18 protein-coding genes are annotated in these 14,628 nt (G+C 66.0%); 15 read left to right on the top strand and 3 right to left on the bottom strand.

Features of this window, described 5'->3' with window-relative positions; translation table 11 throughout:
- Positions 1–325: 325 nt before the first annotated feature.
- The 6 genes from cycA (at position 326) to C8K38_RS11915 (ending at position 5,443) form a co-directional block, all read left to right on the top strand.
- The gene (cycA, locus tag C8K38_RS11940; protein WP_097211673.1) at positions 326–1,786 is read left to right on the top strand and encodes a D-serine/D-alanine/glycine transporter; all 1,461 of its coding nucleotides are present in this window, start codon (positions 326–328) and stop codon (positions 1,784–1,786) included.
- A 72-nt stretch (positions 1,787–1,858) separates the two neighbouring features.
- Positions 1,859–2,230 (top strand): DUF3955 domain-containing protein, encoded by a 372-nt coding sequence (locus C8K38_RS11935; RefSeq protein ID WP_097211672.1) that lies wholly within the window; start codon positions 1,859–1,861, stop codon positions 2,228–2,230.
- A gap of 11 nt (positions 2,231–2,241) precedes the next feature.
- On the top strand, positions 2,242–3,852 hold the full coding sequence (locus C8K38_RS11930) for a hypothetical protein (RefSeq protein ID WP_097211671.1): 1,611 nt from the start codon (positions 2,242–2,244) through the stop codon (positions 3,850–3,852).
- 62 nt (positions 3,853–3,914) lie between these two features.
- Positions 3,915–4,547 carry a class I SAM-dependent methyltransferase gene (locus tag C8K38_RS11925; protein WP_097211670.1) on the top strand — a complete coding sequence of 211 codons (633 nt, stop codon included), beginning with the start codon at positions 3,915–3,917 and terminating at the stop codon, positions 4,545–4,547.
- Between the two features lie 40 nt (positions 4,548–4,587).
- On the top strand, positions 4,588–5,004 hold the full coding sequence (locus C8K38_RS11920; RefSeq protein WP_097211669.1) for a hypothetical protein: 417 nt from the start codon (positions 4,588–4,590) through the stop codon (positions 5,002–5,004).
- 67 nt (positions 5,005–5,071) lie between these two features.
- Positions 5,072–5,443, top strand: coding sequence for a DUF4259 domain-containing protein (locus C8K38_RS11915; RefSeq protein ID WP_097211668.1), 372 nt, complete (start codon positions 5,072–5,074; stop codon positions 5,441–5,443).
- 5 nt (positions 5,444–5,448) lie between these two features.
- Here C8K38_RS11915 and C8K38_RS11910 read toward each other — a convergent pair whose 3' ends face one another.
- The gene (locus tag C8K38_RS11910; protein WP_143548446.1) at positions 5,449–5,862 is read right to left on the bottom strand and encodes a hypothetical protein; all 414 of its coding nucleotides are present in this window, start codon (positions 5,860–5,862) and stop codon (positions 5,449–5,451) included.
- A gap of 74 nt (positions 5,863–5,936) precedes the next feature.
- Here C8K38_RS11910 and C8K38_RS11905 point away from each other — a divergent pair, with 74 nt between their 5' ends.
- The 4 genes from C8K38_RS11905 to C8K38_RS11890 all read left to right on the top strand — a co-directional run bounded on the left by C8K38_RS11905 (position 5,937) and on the right by C8K38_RS11890 (position 8,398).
- Entirely contained in the window at positions 5,937–6,362 is a 426-nt protein-coding gene (locus tag C8K38_RS11905) for a hypothetical protein (protein ID WP_097211666.1), read from the top strand.
- Between the two features lie 38 nt (positions 6,363–6,400).
- Positions 6,401–6,832, top strand: coding sequence for a hypothetical protein (locus C8K38_RS11900; protein ID WP_097211665.1), 432 nt, complete (start codon positions 6,401–6,403; stop codon positions 6,830–6,832).
- Between the two features lie 218 nt (positions 6,833–7,050).
- Entirely contained in the window at positions 7,051–7,761 is a 711-nt protein-coding gene (locus tag C8K38_RS11895) for a hypothetical protein (protein WP_097211664.1), read from the top strand.
- Complete coding sequence (locus tag C8K38_RS11890) at positions 7,748–8,398, top strand: hypothetical protein (protein WP_097211663.1); 651 nt, start codon at positions 7,748–7,750, stop codon at positions 8,396–8,398. The genes C8K38_RS11895 and C8K38_RS11890 overlap by 14 nt, the downstream gene beginning before the upstream one ends.
- Positions 8,399–8,405: 7 nt before the next feature.
- On the opposite strand, the gene C8K38_RS11885 is transcribed toward C8K38_RS11890, so the two are convergent.
- On the bottom strand, positions 8,406–9,080 hold the full coding sequence (locus C8K38_RS11885) for a hypothetical protein (protein ID WP_097211662.1): 675 nt from the start codon (positions 9,078–9,080) through the stop codon (positions 8,406–8,408).
- Between the two features lie 77 nt (positions 9,081–9,157).
- Here C8K38_RS11885 and C8K38_RS11880 point away from each other — a divergent pair, with 77 nt between their 5' ends.
- Positions 9,158–9,841 carry a transglutaminase-like domain-containing protein gene (locus C8K38_RS11880; RefSeq protein ID WP_097211661.1) on the top strand — a complete coding sequence of 228 codons (684 nt, stop codon included), beginning with the start codon at positions 9,158–9,160 and terminating at the stop codon, positions 9,839–9,841.
- A gap of 135 nt (positions 9,842–9,976) precedes the next feature.
- On the top strand, positions 9,977–10,885 hold the full coding sequence (locus tag C8K38_RS11875) for a hypothetical protein (RefSeq protein ID WP_097211660.1): 909 nt from the start codon (positions 9,977–9,979) through the stop codon (positions 10,883–10,885).
- Between the two features lie 482 nt (positions 10,886–11,367).
- Here the strand turns inward: C8K38_RS11875 and C8K38_RS11865 are convergent, their stop codons facing one another.
- Positions 11,368–11,961 (bottom strand): helix-turn-helix domain-containing protein, encoded by a 594-nt coding sequence (locus C8K38_RS11865; RefSeq protein ID WP_097211659.1) that lies wholly within the window; start codon positions 11,959–11,961, stop codon positions 11,368–11,370.
- Between the two features lie 87 nt (positions 11,962–12,048).
- On the opposite strand from C8K38_RS11865, the gene C8K38_RS11860 reads away from it, so the two are divergent.
- The 3 genes from C8K38_RS11860 to C8K38_RS11850 all read left to right on the top strand — a co-directional run bounded on the left by C8K38_RS11860 (position 12,049) and on the right by C8K38_RS11850 (position 14,570).
- Positions 12,049–12,447, top strand: a complete 399-nt coding sequence (locus C8K38_RS11860; protein WP_097211804.1) for a class I SAM-dependent methyltransferase — start codon at positions 12,049–12,051, stop codon at positions 12,445–12,447.
- Positions 12,448–12,470: 23 nt separating this feature from the next.
- A complete protein-coding gene (locus C8K38_RS11855; protein ID WP_097211803.1) occupies positions 12,471–12,971 on the top strand; it encodes a DinB family protein in 501 nt (166 codons plus the stop codon).
- A gap of 111 nt (positions 12,972–13,082) precedes the next feature.
- Positions 13,083–14,570 carry a GMC family oxidoreductase gene (locus tag C8K38_RS11850; protein ID WP_097211658.1) on the top strand — a complete coding sequence of 496 codons (1,488 nt, stop codon included), beginning with the start codon at positions 13,083–13,085 and terminating at the stop codon, positions 14,568–14,570.
- The last annotated feature ends 58 nt before the right edge of the window (positions 14,571–14,628 follow it).

The following is a 14,628-nucleotide window of genomic DNA, read 5'->3' as shown; positions in this document are numbered from 1 at the left end:
CCCCGCCCGCCCTACAGTGTGATCCGCGGCACAGGACTCAGGTGCGAGGCGCTGAGGCCAAGGGCCGGAACGTCCTTCAGTCGCAGTGATGGCTTGCGACCATTCTCCATCGGCTAGATGCCGGAGAAATCGCGAGGGGCAATGCCGGTGTTGTCGAGGACCATGGCCGTTCCTTGGCATCCGAGCAGTTGGGAGGCGTAGCCGTGCTCTCTCACGGCATCCCAGCTGCGATCGATCCGACCGGTCGAGTCGGGCCGTGTTTCGGCCCCGCCCGTGGGCCCAGAGCTGTTGCTGTGCAGCACCCATCCCAAGCTAGGAGCATCTTGTGTCCGAGTACACGAAGCCAAGAGTCGCATCTGAGCCACCTACTGGCGCAGCCGATGAGTCACACGAGCCGGGACTGTCCCGGCAATTGTCCAACCGTCACATCCAGCTGATCGCGATCGGTGGGGCGATCGGCACTGGCCTGTTCATGGGGTCTGGAAAGACGATCTCCCTGGCCGGCCCATCGGTGATCTTCGTATACATGATCATCGGCAGCCTGCTGTTCTTCGTCATGCGGGCGATGGGGGAGCTGCTGCTGTCCAATACAAACTACAAATCGTTTGCGGACTTCGCCGCGGACCTGCTCGGACCGTGGGCCGGCTTCTTCACCGGATGGACCTACTGGTTCTGCTGGATCGTCACCGGCATCGCCGATGTCATCGCAATCGCAGGATATGTGTCGTACTGGTCGGGTTCGCTGCCGTTGTGGATCCCGGCCCTCGTCTCGGTAGCGCTGCTGATCGGCCTCAATCTGCCCACCGTGAAGGCGTTCGGCGAGACCGAGTTCTGGTTCGCGTTGGTCAAGATCGTGGCGATCGTCGGCCTGATCGTGGTCGGCCTCGCGATGGTTTTCAGCCATTTCACCGCGCCGGGCGGCGCGGAGGCCTCCTTCACCAATCTGTGGAATGACGGTGGGTTCTTCCCGACCGGCTTCATGGGCTTCGTCGCCGGCTTCCAGATCGCGACGTTCGCGTTCGTCGGAATCGAACTCGTCGGCACGACCGCCGCCGAGGCCAAGGACCCGGAGAAGAACCTGCCGAAGGCGATCAACTCGATTCCGGTCCGCGTGATGTTGTTCTACGTGGTCGCCCTGGTCGTGATCATCTCGGTGACCCCGTGGCGGGAGATCAGCGCCGACCGCAGCCCGTTCGTGGCCATGTTCACCCTCGCGGGCCTCGGCATCGCCGCGTCGGTGATCAACTTCGTGGTCCTCACCTCCGCCGCGTCGTCGGCGAATTCGGGTATCTACTCGACATCGCGAATGGTCTATGGCCTCGCCCAGCAGGGTGACGCGCCGGCCTCGTTCAGCAAGCTCACCTCGCGCCGCGTCCCGGCCAACGCCCTGTATCTCTCGGGGGTGTTCCTGTTGGCCGGTGTTGTGATGGTCGCCGTCGGAAGCTCGCTCATCGAGGCCTTCACGATCGTGACGACCATCTCCTCACTCTGCTTCATCTTCGTCTGGACGATCATCCTGATCAGCTACATCGTCTACCGCAAGCGCCGCCCACACCTGCACGAGGCCTCTACGTACAAGATGCCCGGCGGCATCCCGATGTGTTATGTCGTGATGGCCTTCTTCGGATTCCTGATCTGGGCGTTCACCCAGAAGGAGGACACCCTCCAGGCGCTGCTGATCACCCCCGTGTGGTTTGCGGTACTGGGCGTCGCATGGGCGATCGTTCGCCGTCGACCCGTGCAGATGGCCCGCGCGGCCGCTTTCCAGGACGGGACAGACAAGTAGTGATCCGTCGGCTCCACCAGGCATGGATGTCATACCCCAGTCTGATGACGGGACACGTCCGCCACAGCAACCATGTCGGTGCAGACACGAAATGCCCACCCGGTGGGCCGACAGGAGAAGGGCATCACCATGTTTGACATCACCGCGTTCGGATTCGTCGTGATCGCCGCCTGCGCAGCCATCCTCGGCTATGCCGTGGCACAGGTCTTCTCATCCAGATCAGGACGACGGTACTGGGCGGTCAGTGCAGCGATGATCGGAATCGGTGTGCTCGCGTTGACGGTCTACGTGGCCAACCCTGGCGAGGTGGGGCCGGACGGCGTACTTCACGAGCCGTTCTTCGCGCTCGCGCCCCTCGGGTACCTGCTGATGCTTGCCGGGGCGGGAGCCGTTCTGGCTCGGTTGGGTCGCCAGCTGGGCCACCGCATGCCGGCTACCGGTTAGGGTTCCCATCGGTGAACACATCCGAATCCCCGTCCGTCGCAGCACCCGGCGATGTCTTCGCCTTCACCCTCGAACGGATCGGTCGCTACGGAGCGTGCCAGGTCGTCGCGGTCGACGAGACCCGGGATCTCGCGACGGCCGCGGTCCTCGCCTGGACGGGCACCGAGGTTCCGGACGTCACCACGCTTGCCGGCGTGCCGCGGATGGTGCGGGACTTCATGTTCTGGACCCCGGAGGAGATGCTGAGGAACGTCCCCCTCACGGTTCCCGCCTCCTACCTTCGGATCGGTTCGCTCCCCGTGATCGGCGAGACCGTCTCCCGCGCGTACTTCTCGTGGGAGTTCGACCGCGACGTCGAGCGTCAGTACCGCTGGAACTCGATTCCCAGCGAGGCGAGGACTGCGTTCAGGGCCGCGCTGAACGGCGAAGAGGTGGCGACGACACCGGGCCTCACGTGCTCGCGCAGCGGTGAACGGTACGAAGCGCGCCTGGCCCATGCCCGCCGATTCAGCGACGACGCCGGCTACCTGATCGGCGACGACTTCCGCCTGGAATCGCTTCGCGCCTGGCCCACCCTCTACCAGGTGGAGCTCCACGCGTGGCGCGACGACCTCCTGCCGTTCCTGGAGTCATCACCTCTGGTGAAGGAGCTGAACCTCACGGGCCACGGACAACGGGAACTGGACTTCTCCGGCACGAACCTCGACCAACTCACGATCGACATCACCGGTCTCCACCGGCTCGTGCTCCCGCAGAGCCTCGATCACCTGATCCTGCGCGGCGACGGCGCGGTCAACAGCTTCGACTCGCTGGACTCGCTGGACTCGCTGGTCGACGAGCTGAGCGCGGCGGAGCCCGCGGCGGAGCCGATGCTGCAGGTGGTCGCCGAGCAGGACGGCCGCTGGATCACCGTGAACCTCACCGGCACCGTGCCGCCCGTGCGCGGTCTGGAGCGCGCGCACGGGCTGCGGATCAGTGCAATCGAGGAGCTCGAGATCGGCGACATCGTCGAGCATTTCCCTGGCGTCTCGTGGCTGCATTTGTTCGGAGCCCCCGGCCTACTCGACGAACTCGACGAGCTGCGGGGGCTGTCGCAGCTCACGACGCTGTGGATCTGCGACCTGTTCGGCTACGACTCCTCCGACTTCCCGGGCCCCGACGAGCTCCCGTCCCTCACAAGCCTCGACCTCGACAGCATTCCCGCCGACGCCGCCACCGGCGTGCGCGCCCAGTACCGGAAGGTGCCCCGCGTCGCCCTCACCGTCCGTAAGCCTCGCAAACCCGAGTGGCTGGCCGAGAACCTCGAGAACCCGCTCCGCCACTGGGACGGCCGGGACGGCATCCCCGGCGCGGTCTCCAAGAAGGCCCGCACAGCGTTTGTCGCTGCGCTCCGTCAGGTCCGCGACACCTCCGGCGCCGCCGAGCCCGCGCACACCGAAGCGGTCACCACGGCGGTCACCGAGTTCCTCGACACGATCGCCGCCCTCAACCGCAAGCATCAATTCCTCTACACCCTGGAACGCGACGAGGTCATCGACGCCGTCAACGCCCTGACCGAAAGCCTTTCCCCCGAGGCCAATCGAGCGCTCGAACCGCACATCGAGGAAGCGCTGGACGACTGAACATCGGATCCTGCCGGCAAGTTGCCGGCGGTCGGGGCGTCCCATCGGCGATCATCGACGGCATGGAGATCAACGCGAGCACCCGAACAGGCGACACCGTCCGAAAGTCGTACTCGGCCAGGTCCCAGGAGTACGTGGATCTGTTCGGCTCGATGACTTCGACACATCCGTCCGATCGGGCGCTGGTCAGCAGCTGGGCCGACACCCTGACGGGTCCCGTACTCGACGCCGGGTGTGGTCCGGGGCAGTGGACCGACTTCTTGGCCGCCGAGTGCGGGCCGGCTGTGAGCGGGATCGATCTGGTTCCTGAGTTCGTCGAACGAGCTCGCGCGCAGTATCCAGAGCTTTCCTTCGAAGTCGGCAGCTTCGAGGCCTTGGACGCCGCGACGGATTCATTGGGTGGCGTGCTCTCCTGGTACACGCTCATTCACCACAGTCCGCAGGACATCCAGACTCCGCTCGCCGAGTTCGCGCGAGTGATCCGCCCGGGGGGAGGGTTGTTGGTGGGCTTCTTCGAGGGAGCAGCAGTAGGGCCTTTCGACCATGCCGCAACCACTGCCTATCGATGGCCGGTGGCTGAAATCAGCCAGGAGTTGGTCGCGGCCGGCTTCGAGGTGATCGAGACGCATACCCGAACGGCGAGCGGCACCAGGCCTCACGGCGCGATCACCGCACGCAGGCAGAGCACCCGGTGAGGGATCGACGGAGGCCGCATCGAGCGATACCGCCTCGTCGATGACCTGGCGTGGATGGCTCATGGCCATCCCGATCGCGGTCGCGTTGCTGGCGGCGGCCGTGATGGTCCGGTCCGCGCCCGCCACGCTGCTGGTAGCGCTGCCGTTCGCAGGATTCGTTGGCGCGCTGCTCGGTGGATGCGCGCTCGCCGGCGCTTTTGCCGCGATTGCTGTTGCCCGAGAGATCAACCCGCGCCGTTGGATGTGGCGTCAGCTGTTCGCGATCTGCGTCGGAGCCGCCGTCTTTCTCCTGAGCCTGCCCGTCACCGTGTCGTTGCTCGGCTCGGGAGCTGCCGCCACGTTGTACTGGTACGAGGCGGCGGTCGCCGGCCTCGCATACCTCTGCGCACTGGTTGTCTGTCCGCCACTGAATCGGGTGCTGGAGGCCAATCCCGAACCGAACGAGCAGGGGCGGTAAGCCCTGAGAGCGTCGGTGCTGTCTGGTTCAATGTCGCCAGAAACAGACGCGGGAGGATGCGGACACCATGGGGACCTGGGGCAGCGGCAACTTCGACGACGACACCGCCGCCGATCATCTCTCGGACCTGACCGGCCGGCTCGTCGATGAAATCACCCAGGCGATGTCCGGCGACCCGGTCGAGATCGAGCCGGACGAATACTGGGGCGTCGCGGTGCCGTGCAACCTGGAGCTGCTCCACCTGATCGCGCAGCAGCCTTACGTCGGGGTCATCCTGCCCGACCCGGAGACCATCGCCGGCTGGAAGGACCGGTTCCTGGCCGTCTGGGACGGGGCGATCGACGGGCTGGAGCCCAAGCCCGGCCACAAGGAGCGCCGACGCGAGGTCCTCGTGAGGACTTTCGACCAACTGGCCGAGGTGGCGCGGCGCGAGGGATGAGGAGCCTATCGGCCGATCATGTCGGGGCGGGCCTCCACGATGATGCGGAAGCCGATGCCTACGGGGACACTGCCGGCGACGCGGACGGTGAGTTGCACCCAGTGCAATTGAGCGTCCCGTGGGTCGGGCGCGAGTTCGGCCTGCCCGGCGACGATAAAGGCGTCCGGGCCGCTCGACACCCACGTGTGCGTGACGACCTTCGCCTCGGCGTCCAGGTAGGGCAGGGAGTCGGGCAGGAACACGGACGCCACACGGGGCTTGGATGCCAAGACAGTACGACGGAGATACATGCCGCCGGTGGGTGGTTGACCGCCGATCCACACCACACCGCTGTACTCGGTGCTGCGCATGGCCTGCCCTGTCGCAGCATCGGTGACCATATGGTCAAGCCGGGGTTCGGTGAACAGCGGCGAGGTCATGCGCCCACCGTAGCGGCGCGGCGACCGGCCCATTGCCCCAACTCGTGGCGACAGGTATGCGATAGGAACAAGGCATGACGCCAGAGGAGCACGCCGCCGGTATCCGCTCGCTGGGACTGCCGGAGGTCGTCGTGCGCATCGCCCTCGAGGGCGGCGCGACCGTTCACCCAGTTCTGCAGAACCGGGCCGACTCTGTGTGGGCGCCGGCCTGGTCGGTCGTCGAGCGGCATCCCGAGCTCGTGCCGCTGTGGAGCTCGGGCGCCACCGCGGTGTTCGCTGCGCCCGACGGCACCGTGCAGTGGTGGGGCGCCGAGTATCCGGAGGAGCCGCTCGACACCTACCCCGACTTCGCGGCCGCCATCCGCAAGCTGCTCACCGACCTCTGGGAACTGGATACGCACGACGATGACCGCACCGCCGTCGCCGAGCTACTGTTGCCGACCGAGCAGATCGAGGCAGCCCTCGTGCCGGTCGAGCGCTCAGCGACGCACCTGAATTGACGAGTGCGGCGGACATGCCGTGCAGGGGAGGTGGAGAAATGGCAGGCGGATTCCCCGTGTTCCGGCTTTTCACCGCCGCGTTCGGGAGCGCGGTTCTTGTCAGATTTCGGATGCCGGACTTCTCGACCGCGAACGCTGACAGTGAAGACCACGCATACGACCAGGCAGACCGCATTACCCGTGACCTGCTGGACGCCCTGCCTTCCGGGTGCGGACCATTCACCTTCATAGGCGCGCTGGAGGGCTACCCCGTCGGCGACATCCTCGTCGACGACACTGTGCCGTCCACCGAGCTCTGGTGGGCGCCAACCCGATACGGATCCACGTGGCTAGTCCTCGGAACCGCAGTCGATGAATCGAGTTTCTGGCGCCTCGTCAACGACGACGATGACCTCAACACGCTCGGAGCCCACGGCCCTGCAACACGCCAACGAGTCACTGTCATCGGAACACTTACCCAAACCAACTGATGGAGATGGAGACTTCCCGACCTGTCGAAGTGCCGGTTTGAGCCATCGGTGCCGTGTCAACCGTCACGGTCCATCTCATTCCGGCCAGCCTCATTTACTGAATTCCTCGTCTGGATTCGTGGTCAGGAGAAGCGCTCAGCGAATACGATCCCCACCGCACACTTCAAGGGGGGAGCTGCCCGCTGGGCGCGGGCAGCTGACAGTGGAACGGACGTCGTATGAACACCATCGCACGCGCTGACAGCGCCGAACGGGCCGAGATCATCCAACAGGCGAACAGCCTCTGGCGACGTGCCGGTGTCCGCGGGGCTGATCGTCGGACGCTGCTCACGGAACTCGAGGCTGAACTCCGCGGCGTCGGCCGAGATGGACTCGGTATACCGGCGGTCCCGGAAGCGGTGAGTGAGCAGATGCTCCAGGAACGGGCGCTCGAGCGGGGCATGTGCGGTCGCGCGTTGCGGTTGGAATTGGCCATTCCAGCCGCCGTTCTCGGCCTCGTGGCTGGTCTGGCTACACCTTCGCTTTTGCTCTGGCTCGTGCTCTCGCTTGTGCTCGCGCCCCTATCGGCGATCCAGATGGGACAGTACGAAGAGACGCTGAATGTCTCGTCCGGGATCCTGGGATATCTGGGCACACTGCTGTTCGTGTGGCGGTTCCTTCACAACTTCGGTGATCCTCGCGCCAAGTCGACCGTGCGGTGGCTCGCTGTATTGCTTCCGATAGGTGCCGCGTTCAGTGCCGGCGCGGTGGTTGTCATCATGCGGACCACGAACTTCTTCACGTCTCTCGCGGCCTACCTCGTCGGTGTAGCGGTCGTCGCTGGTGTTGTGGTGGTCGGTATCGGGCTGACTGTCGGGATCGCGCGGTTCTTGGCGGTCAGGACAAACGACATCGAGACAACAGGAAGGTCTCCACATGCCCACCCGTGAACTCCTCGAATCGCTCCCGGCGCCCGAGGAACTACGGCGCCGCAGCATCGTGCTGGCCGCACTCGACGCAGTCATGACCACGGGCTCTCCCAAGTACGTGTATCGACCTGGCTGGCGGGCAGATGAGTCGCTGGCCTCGATGGACAACGGCGCCGGCGACGAGTACTCAATCATCTTCGGTCCCAAAGGAACCTACGTTCGGGGATTCGACCATGAATCAGAGATGAACACCTACGACCAGGTTGATGCCGCCCTATGGCCGGGGCTCACCGACCACCTACCCGCTGTGTTCCGTTCCTATATAGACGATTTCACTCTCGATGGCGTGCCGACGATGACGGTGTGCCTGTGGTGGGCGGTGGGTGACTCGTCGTGGAACTGCTCGGACTTCGCCTATCCCGATGGCGATGTCTACGCGGACGGGGCCTCGTGGATGTTCGGGGCCTTGACCGACTGGACCCTTGAGGACTTCCTCGGCCACGCGACCTACTACGGGTGCGAGATGAGTCCGGCTCTCGCACACCACCTCATGGCGTCGCTCCCGCTCACCGAGGAGCATATCGCCGCGCTGAATCCCAGGGCGGACGCCACCGAAGCCCTCGCCAAGATCGAGGCGCTCCGGTATCCGGTGCAATGAATCGGTCTCAGCCGAGGAGGTTGACCGCGTTGGCGACGACCAAGCTGAGAATGACGATCGACAGGATCGATTGCACGGACATGGTGAGCTTCGCCCACCGCGCGAGCGGCATGACGTCGGTGGGGCTGAAGGCGGTCGCGTTGGTCAGGGCCAGGTACAGGTAGTCGACGAACACCGGCCGCCAACCGGGTGCCGCGAGGCCGGGATCAAGCTGCTGGGGGAACGCCAGATCTGGGTGGGTCGGGGGCTGCAGATGCCTGTTCACGGGTCCTCCGCCGTCGAGTTCCCAGTACAGGAAGCCAAATGCGAGGACGGTCTGCGACCACACCAGAGCCCCCGATATCAGCAACTCGGTCGCCACGGTCGTTTGTGGGGCGCCGTGCAGCAGATCCCAGACGAGCCGCGCCGAACCCCACGCTGCGCCCGCGGCGATGGCCACCACGAGCGCGATCGACAGCGCCCGCACCCACCGTCCTGGCCGGTCGATGCGGCCCGGGTCGACCACGATCAGGGTGAGGAGCACGAACCCTTCGATCGCGGGCAGCACCCAGTCGGTGCCCGGTGAGTAGCGCGAGGGAAGCAGGAACGGCACGGCCATCGCAACCAGGACGAATGCCGATGCGGTCCAGCGCCGCTCCGCGCGGGACTCGCTACCTGAGGGAGTATGAGGATCGTCGCTCATCGTGGAACCCTCGTTCCTGGTGATGGGAACCTTTGGATGTCCGACCCATGACCTGTGTAGAGCGGAGACAGATCAAGATGGCCGACTCGAAGGTACCGGAATTGCAGGCCCTCGCGCCGGTTGCCGACTATCTGTTCGGTGATGACGTCGTACAGACGGACGACCCGGGTGTGCGGTCGATTGCCGACCGCCTACTTGGCGAGTCAGTCGACCGAACGGACTATGCCCGACGGGCGTTCGAGTTTGTCCGGGACGAAGTGGCGCATTCATGGGACGCCGACGATCCCCGCGTGACGGTGACGGCAGGCGAGGTCCTCGAGAGCCGGGTCGGGTTGTGCTACGCCAAGTCTCACCTCCTCACGGCCGTACTGCGAGTCGGCGGAGTTCCGACCGCGCTGTGCTACCAGTGGCTCGTCGATGACGGGTACTACATGCTGCACGGGCTCGTCGCCGTCAGCCTGGAGGGGCGCTGGCATCGGCTGGATGCTCGAGGCAACAAGGCAGGTGTCGACGCACAGTTCGACCTCGACGTCGAGCGGCTGGCGTGGCCGGTGCGGCCGGAACTGGGGGAGCGTGACTTCCCGACATTGCACGTCAGCCCGCCGCCGCAGGTGATTCGGGCGTTGCGCTCCGTCGACGACATCAGGTCCCTGGCCACCGGCGGCCTAGGCGTCCTGCCAGATCCAGAACCCGGGAATTCCCCATACGTGGCCGACAGTGAAACCGTCAATGTGGGCAGGGTGTCGTCGACGGATTCCTGAGGCAATGCGCCATCCTCGTCAACTACGCGCGCATCTTGCCTGGTCCGGCGTGGGTCTTGACACGGCGTCATTCACGGCGTTTGACTGGGACGCAAGCTTGTTGCCTCGCCCGACGGTGTTCTGGGAGGTTGACGTATGCGCGTCATTAGATTCGCGGGTTCGGGGCATCGGCGCGGAGCAACTTCCCGCCGCAGGACCACTTCGTTGCTGGCACTGGTTGGAGCGTGCCTTCTCTCCCTGACAGTTACCCAGACAGCCAGCGGTGAACCAGCGGCGGACACCGTCGCCACCGGGTTCGCGATCCCCTTCTCCGGGGCGCCCGGCTACGAGCATCTCGCACCGACGCAGATGACCAGCCCGGGTCAGCTCAATCAGCCCCTCGGTCAGCAAGCGGCGGACGAGATTGCCGGCCAGATCGGGCTCAACAGGGCCGACGCCTTATCCGAGCAGCAGTATCGCGACCTCACTTCCGGCGGTGGAGTCGGCGGCAGCTTGGAAGATGCCGAGGTGATCAATGCATGCGTCCAGATCCTGACCAATACGAACGGCCGCCCCGTCTATACCAACGTCGACGGCAACTCCACACCGTCGGTTCTGGCCAGCTACGGGCTATACGTGAACCCCAGCGGACAGCTGGAGAGCCCGGCCAACGCGGACGCGCCGACGAGGCAGGTGAACCCGCTGCTCGCTCCCGGCGGGTTTGTGGGCACATGGATGCGGAACAACGGTGCGACCCAGACCCTGATAGCGCTCTACCAGTCGGCATACACGGTACAAGCGGTCTATGGCTTCGCATCGCAACAGATTTCGGGCGCAGCTCAACTGGTCACCAACACCAAGGGGGGTGTGAGTTCGGAGGTGGGCATGTCGATGGCGCCGCCCCTCTGGATAGTGAACTTCGCCCTGCTCTACATATTGAATCCATCCCTGGCGGCCGCGATGCCTGCCCGCTGGGCTCCCATTCCTTCGGCGGTTGCCGACGCCGTGAAGTCGAGCCCCACCGGCCAGGTTCCTTTCAGCGACTATGCGTCCTACTTCCAGTGATTCGATTCCGGAGCCCGGCGGGGTCTCGCACCCGATTGAATGAACGGCGGTGAACGTATCGTCGACCGTTCAGCTCAATTTCTCGGGGGTAAACGGAACTGTCGGCCTGCCACACGAACGCAGGGGTGGGTGCTTCGATGTCGTCGAGCAGCGCCATAACCTGTGGATCCCAGTCGGTGAAGTCGTTCAGCGCTGCGTGGAATAGAAAGTAGTCGCGGTTCGGGATCGACAGCTTCGGCGTCGGATCATCTGCGCGAACTTCGCCCTCCCGCTGGCCTGGATAGCTGGGGTCCGGGATGAATCGCAGGCGCGCGTACTTGTCGAAGCAGACCGGGCCCCGAACAGCCAGCCGGTGTCAATCTTCCTGTCGTTCCTCGATCCATCGCGCGGCCGACAGGTCAACACACCTTGTGATACTCACTCATCCAGTATCGCTGTTGCGCACCGACTTCCTACTCTCGGTAATGAGTCCCAATGGGGATTCAGTTAGGAGATGACCGATCAGCATCGGCCCGCACGTGTGCACGTATCCCCTGCGGGCCGAACAGGATTAGTAGCTCGACCACTCCGCCGTCGGCACTGCCGAGCCAATGCGGCATGGACGTGTCGAACTCGGCGGCCTCACCGGGCGGCAATGTCATGTCACGATCGCCGAGGACGAGCCGCAGGCGACCGTTGAGCACGTACAACCATTCGAAACCGTCGTGAGTCTGCGGGGTCGGTTCGAGCGGTTCCGGCTGAGCGGGGATGACCATCTTGAACGACTGCACCCCGCCCGGCCTCCGTGACAGCGGCACGAAGATCATCCCGGCCCGCCGGATCGGTTTCAGGTGAATTCGGGGGTCGCCGGTGCGTGGGGCACCGACGAGATCGTCCAGCGGCACGTCGTAGGTACGGGCGAGCGGCAGCAGCAACTCGAGCGTCGCCCGGCGTTGACCACTCTCCAGCCGCGACAGCGTGCTCTCCGACACCCCGGTCCTCGCCGCGAGATCAGCGAGCGTCAAACCACGGGCGCGCCGCAGCGCTCGCAGCCGCGGCCCCACCACCTCGAGCACGTCCTCCGTTTCGCGATCCACGCGCCCATCTTGCCGGAACCGCAAGAAGTAGTGCCAGATCGTTGTGCGCCCGGCGAGACTGAGCGTGTCCCGACCAGAGGAGCCATGATGAGCACCACCGACGCGGGCCCGTTCTGGGACGGCGCCCACGCGGCCCGACCGGCAGCCACGAACCCGCAACCGAATCACCTTCTCGCCGAAACAGTCACAGGCCTGCCGCCCGGCGAGGCGCTGGACCTCGGATGCGGCAACGGCGGCGACGCGCTGTGGCTCGCCCGCCGGGGGTGGAGAGTCACCGCCGTCGACATCTCGGCGGTGGCGGCCGCCCGACTCGCCGACCTGGCGGTGGCGTACGGCCTGGGTGACTTCCTCGCCGCCGGTCTCGATCTGGATCCGACGACGTGGACGGTCGAGCGGGCCGAGGCGCCCCGCCGGATTGCGACCGGACCAGGCGGGCACACCGCCGAGGTCACCGACCATGTCCTGCTCATCCGCCGCACCGCCTGACCCGTCCCGTGAAGGAGACCACCGTGCCCACCACCTCACGTCGCAAGCGCCGCCCTGACACCCCGCCGCCCCGAAGCGGAAACGGCGAGTCCGAGACCCTGCGCGCCTTCCTCGACTACCTCCGGTCAGCGATTGCCGCAAAGGTCGACGGCGCCCCCGAACCGCAGGTGCGTACAGCGGCAGTACCTTCGGGCACGAACCTGCTCGGTCTGCTCAATCATCTGACCTTCGTCGAGCGCTCGATGTTTCTCGGAGACAACGTGACCGATTGGCAGGCGACGTTCCTGGCCGCGCCAACGGACAGCGTGTCCGATGTCGTCGCGCGCTACCGCGAGACGGTCGCGGCTGCGAACAAGGTCCTCGACGAGTGCACCGAGCTCTGCGCACCTGTTCCCCTGTCGCGGTCGGGACGCCCCGCCCCCAGCCTCCGCTGGGCACTCACCCACATGATCGAGGAAACCGGCCGCCACGCCGGCCACGCAGACATCCTCCGCGAACTGATCGACAACACCACCGGGCGCTGACTTCAACAATCTCTCCAGGACAGAACGCATGATCAGCAGACCACGGCCATTAGTGTGACCGAGAGTCGAGCAAGGTGAAGCAACGGGCGAGCGAGTCGAGGCGGAGTGGCGATGGACGCGGATGTGATCGTCGTAGGCGGCGGCACCAGTGGTGCGGTACTGGCCGCGCGGCTGTCTGAGGACCCGAATCGGCGCGTCCTGCTGCTGGAGCAGGGCCCGGACGATGCGGCATACGACGACTCCGTTCTGCGGCCCGCCGCGGCGGGGGACGTATGGGCCGGAACGCCTTTCGCTCGGCCGTTCCCGATGCAGGCGGGGCACACCACGGTCCAGATGGTGCGCGGGCGCGTCCTCGGCGGCACCTCAGCCGTGAACTACCTCGCCACGATGCGTGGCCAGCCGGCCGACTACGACGCGTGGGCTGCGCGGGGGCTCGACGGGTGGAGCTGGCCCGATGTCCTCGCGACGTTCCGGGCCATGGAGAACGACCTGGACTGCGGCGCATCGGAGCTGCACGGCTCCGATGGGCCACTCGTCGTACGCCGCTCCACCCCCGACCAACAGACCGAATCGCAGCGGGCGTTCCTCGCGGGACTCCAGGAACTCGACGTGCCGTGGGCCGACGACGTCAACAACCCCGGGCAGCTCCCCGGCGTCGGGATCTTCCCGCTGACGGTGTCCGAGGACGGCGAGCGGCTCACCGTGAGCCAGGCGTACCTGACCGGGGAAGTCCGGTCGCGACCGAACCTGACCGTCGAGACCGGGGTGACCGTGGACAGGGTCCTCGTCGAGGAGGGGCGGGCGACCCGTGTCCTAACCGCTGATGGCAGGGAACTGTCCGCAGGCGAGATCATCGTCAGCGCCGGGGCAACCGGCTCACCCGCATTGCTGCAGCGGTCGGGCATCGGTCCCAAGGATCTGCTCGACGGCCTCGGTATCCCCGTCGTCGCCGACATCCCCGGGGTCGGGGCGAACCTGCAGGATCACCTCGGCTTCCCACTCGTCTACAACCACGCGGGCGGCGGGTCGCTGCGCGGCGGTCCTGTCCAGCCGGTGTGGGTGGGCCGCACGCCGCAGTCGGACACGATCGACTTCCACGTTCTGAACCTGCCGATCGGCGAACCGACCGCCGACGGCGCGTACTTCTCGGTCGTCCCGTACCTGCTCGATGTCACCGGGCGGGGAACGGTTCGGATCTCCTCGGTCGATCCTGACTCCGAACCTGACGTGGCGATGCCGGCGCTGGCAGCGCACGACCTGGAACGCCTCGACTGGATCCTGGGTCGCATTGCCGCACTGGAGTCGACCGGGCCGTTCGCGGAGCTCGGCGCCGCCCGCGTCCAGCCGATGGCCGACCTGAGCGCCGAAGGCGCCGCGGCAGGCCTGGTCGACGGCGGCGTGATCAGCTACGCCCACATGGGCGGTACCTGCGCGATGGGTCCGGACGGAGACCCGCACGCCGTCCTGGACGCGCGCTGCCGCGTGCGCGGGGTCGAGGGCCTGCGGGTCGTGGACGCCTCGGCGATGCCGGTGCTGCCTGCGGGCAACACGTACCTCGGCTGCGTGATGATGGCCGAACGTGCCGCGCAACTGATCTGAGCTACGGCAAGTTCTGCGGGTTCGACTTCGGTGGCCTGCGGCGGAACCGGCGCTTGGC

Source organism: Rhodococcus sp. OK611 (assembly GCF_003050885.1).
Taxonomy (GTDB): domain Bacteria; phylum Actinomycetota; class Actinomycetes; order Mycobacteriales; family Mycobacteriaceae; genus Rhodococcus_G; species Rhodococcus_G oryzae.
The sequence above is the reverse complement of the archived record's forward strand: the minus strand, read 5'-3'. Positions and strand labels throughout refer to the sequence as shown.

What these genes read in the sequence shown, in the direction of transcription:
- C8K38_RS11935 (WP_097211672.1), top strand. Translation starts at nt 1,859, where the DNA reads ATGTCGGTGCAGACACGAAATGCCCACCCGGTGGGCCGACAGGAGAAG.
- C8K38_RS11925 (WP_097211670.1), top strand. Translation starts at nt 3,915, where the DNA reads ATGGAGATCAACGCGAGCACCCGAACAGGCGACACCGTCCGAAAGTCG.
- C8K38_RS11920 (WP_097211669.1), top strand. Translation starts at nt 4,588, where the DNA reads ATGACCTGGCGTGGATGGCTCATGGCCATCCCGATCGCGGTCGCGTTG.
- C8K38_RS11915 (WP_097211668.1), top strand. Translation starts at nt 5,072, where the DNA reads ATGGGGACCTGGGGCAGCGGCAACTTCGACGACGACACCGCCGCCGAT.
- C8K38_RS11910 (WP_143548446.1), bottom strand. Translation starts at nt 5,862, where the DNA reads ATGACCTCGCCGCTGTTCACCGAACCCCGGCTTGACCATATGGTCACC.
- C8K38_RS11905 (WP_097211666.1), top strand. Translation starts at nt 5,937, where the DNA reads ATGACGCCAGAGGAGCACGCCGCCGGTATCCGCTCGCTGGGACTGCCG.
- C8K38_RS11900 (WP_097211665.1), top strand. Translation starts at nt 6,401, where the DNA reads ATGGCAGGCGGATTCCCCGTGTTCCGGCTTTTCACCGCCGCGTTCGGG.
- C8K38_RS11895 (WP_097211664.1), top strand. Translation starts at nt 7,051, where the DNA reads ATGAACACCATCGCACGCGCTGACAGCGCCGAACGGGCCGAGATCATC.
- C8K38_RS11890 (WP_097211663.1), top strand. Translation starts at nt 7,748, where the DNA reads ATGCCCACCCGTGAACTCCTCGAATCGCTCCCGGCGCCCGAGGAACTA.
- C8K38_RS11885 (WP_097211662.1), bottom strand. Translation starts at nt 9,080, where the DNA reads ATGAGCGACGATCCTCATACTCCCTCAGGTAGCGAGTCCCGCGCGGAG.
- C8K38_RS11880 (WP_097211661.1), top strand. Translation starts at nt 9,158, where the DNA reads ATGGCCGACTCGAAGGTACCGGAATTGCAGGCCCTCGCGCCGGTTGCC.
- C8K38_RS11875 (WP_097211660.1), top strand. Translation starts at nt 9,977, where the DNA reads ATGCGCGTCATTAGATTCGCGGGTTCGGGGCATCGGCGCGGAGCAACT.
- C8K38_RS11860 (WP_097211804.1), top strand. Translation starts at nt 12,049, where the DNA reads ATGAGCACCACCGACGCGGGCCCGTTCTGGGACGGCGCCCACGCGGCC.
- C8K38_RS11850 (WP_097211658.1), top strand. Translation starts at nt 13,083, where the DNA reads ATGGACGCGGATGTGATCGTCGTAGGCGGCGGCACCAGTGGTGCGGTA.